At 36.2% G+C, this 2,301-nt stretch carries 4 protein-coding genes; all 4 read left to right on the top strand.

Annotation, left to right across the window (positions count from 1 at the left end; all coding sequences use genetic code 11):
- Positions 1-633: 633 nt before the first annotated feature.
- Positions 634-801, top strand: a complete 168-nt coding sequence (locus tag ACFWZ2_RS43330; RefSeq protein WP_326194937.1) for a helix-turn-helix domain-containing protein — start codon at positions 634-636, stop codon at positions 799-801.
- 20 nt (positions 802-821) lie between these two features.
- Positions 822-1,289, top strand: a complete 468-nt coding sequence (locus ACFWZ2_RS43325; RefSeq protein ID WP_326194938.1) for a hypothetical protein — start codon at positions 822-824, stop codon at positions 1,287-1,289.
- Positions 1,290-1,371: 82 nt separating this feature from the next.
- Positions 1,372-1,593: a hypothetical protein gene (locus ACFWZ2_RS43320; protein WP_376642817.1), complete on the top strand. Its 222-nt coding sequence runs from the start codon at positions 1,372-1,374 to the stop codon at positions 1,591-1,593.
- A 53-nt stretch (positions 1,594-1,646) separates the two neighbouring features.
- The coding region (locus ACFWZ2_RS43315; protein ID WP_384555309.1) for a hypothetical protein at positions 1,647-2,301 on the top strand (655 nt) is incomplete at its 3' end.

Genomic DNA, 2,301 nt, shown 5'->3' with positions numbered 1-2,301 from the left:
CTGATTTTCCTTGACAATCCCACATTTCTGTGCTAATTAACATGAACCACGGGAACTGTCAATAAATAAAATATCCTCCCGGAAAAGGGAGGACTATTCTTTAGGCGATATATTAAAGTGTTTTAAATATACAAGAATTTCGTAAACATCCATATTGTTGTACTTCTTATCTATCCAATCCTTTAAAAAGTGTTCAATATGCTTGTATTTCGTATCTAATTTCATATTAATAATATCTAATATTTCTAGATTTGGCATAAATTATTCATCTCCTTTAATGGAGAGAGTATATACACACTTATTTTAGTTTGTCAATAATAACCTGTTATAAACATTTATACTCAGTGCGAACATAAGAGATAGGACATTTCTATCCCTGATACCCAGTTATTTCATATATAATAGGACTTTACATTCAGGAACATGTGTTCTATTATTGGTACAGAAATATTTTCTTCTCCTACCAATATGTCGCATAATGTCGAATCCTTCCTGAAAAAATTCTGAAGAAATTTGTAAAAAGGGGTAGACATGATATATCCCTTGATGGTAAGATAAGGTCATCAAAGGGAACATAAAGGAATCTGAAGCCCTTTAAAGGAAGTGATACATATGTAGAGGGAGGTACGCTTTTTGTCTAGTGAAGAGGTTTTAACAGTTAAACAGGTAGCCGAGATATTAAAAATATCTGAAAAAACGGCTCGCAAAATGCTGAACAACGGAGAAATTAAAGGTTTCAAAGTCGGTCGAGAATGGCGCGTGTCAGCTGAAAAATTCAATGAATACTTAAAACAAAATTAATTCTTTGGGGGAATTTTAAAATGACAAACACTATTAAAAACACTGAAAACACTACTGACGTATTGGCAACTGAGGACATTGCAACAGCATCACCAAGTATTTTTGAACAAGGTACACAACAAATGTTTTCAACTATCCAGGCAACGGACAGAAAGAGCAGCATCAAACTTTACAACGCGGTAAGCAACGCTGAACACTCTCTATCAGACCATATCGGAGAAGTAATTGAAATTACAGACATGGTCGCCCATGCGGTTGAATTAGAGGATGAAGTCACGAAAGAGACAATTCAGGCAATGCGCGTTGTTCTTTTAACAGCAGACGGACAAGGCTATCACAGTGTATCTCAGGGCGTAGCAAGCTCCCTACAACGTATCATTGGGATTGTAGGGCAAGGTCCTTGGACGGACGAGCCATTAAAAGTTGTTCCAAAAGAAGTTAAAACCCGCCGCGGCTTTAAAACATTGACACTTGCGCTTGTGGACTAATTAAATAGTCGCTCCGATCGGGGCGGCTTTTCTTATATTAAATTACTATATACGGAGGTTGCTAGACTTGGATAAAAACGTAATGATTTTCGACAACGGAGAACGCCGCACAGAGATTAAAGAGGATAGAGTGGAGAATATGTATTGTTTCGCTCAAAAGCTTGATGACGATACACAACAGATTATTAGTTTCACTCGTTCAGAAATGCTTGCAATAGTCTCCTATTTTCATGCTGAAGCACAAGACGAACTGTCACGCGGTTCTGTTCGCTATATTCCGACACAAAAAGCAGAAGCCATTTAAATATTAAATTGACAGGGAAATTCGTTTCCCTGTGACTTTTGTGTTTAAAGGGGGTGTCACTGATTGGGAAGAAAAAGCGGCTGAAGAAGAAACAGCAGAAAAAACAAAATATAGCTGCCTTGAAAAAAGTCGGAATTACTGACAAAAAGGTTATAAAGGAATTAAAAAATAAACCTGCCACAGTAAATAAAATTGTTAAGAAAAAGAGTCGTAGTTTAATTGCAAATGAACGATCTGAATTAATTAAACGGTTAGGATTTAAAGTCTCCGAACATTCCGCAAAAAGGTATTGGAGCGAATCACGATTTAATGAATGGTATAACAAAGAATTAAATAAGCGGGCGAAGGCTGAAGAAAGAAAAAGAAAAGCGGCTGAAAGAAAAGCCCGACAAGCTACTGAACCCTATTTAATGATTTACTGGAAAGAAAAAACCGACACAATGATGGATGCAAATGTGATAGAGGACTTAAAACGGTCTTACAGACATGTGAGCGTTGATTATCTTATCGAATCTATAAGAGGTTTTTTAGGTGCTAAACTTCCCGCTGAAATAGGAACAATAAGTATGCATGTTGTCCCCAATAATAAAAGGAAACAGCATAAAGCATTTATGAGAAATTTTGATTCTCTTAGACTGGCTGATATGAATTCATGGATTTTGCTATATGAAGGAAAAGCCGATTTAAGGAGATATAAAGATTTATTAA

The sequence above is a fragment of the Streptomyces sp. NPDC059002 genome (genome assembly GCF_042740435.1).
In the GTDB taxonomy this organism is placed as follows: Bacteria; Actinomycetota; Actinomycetes; order Streptomycetales; family Streptomycetaceae; genus Streptomyces.
The sequence above is the reverse complement of the archived record's forward strand: the minus strand, read 5'-3'. Positions and strand labels throughout refer to the sequence as shown.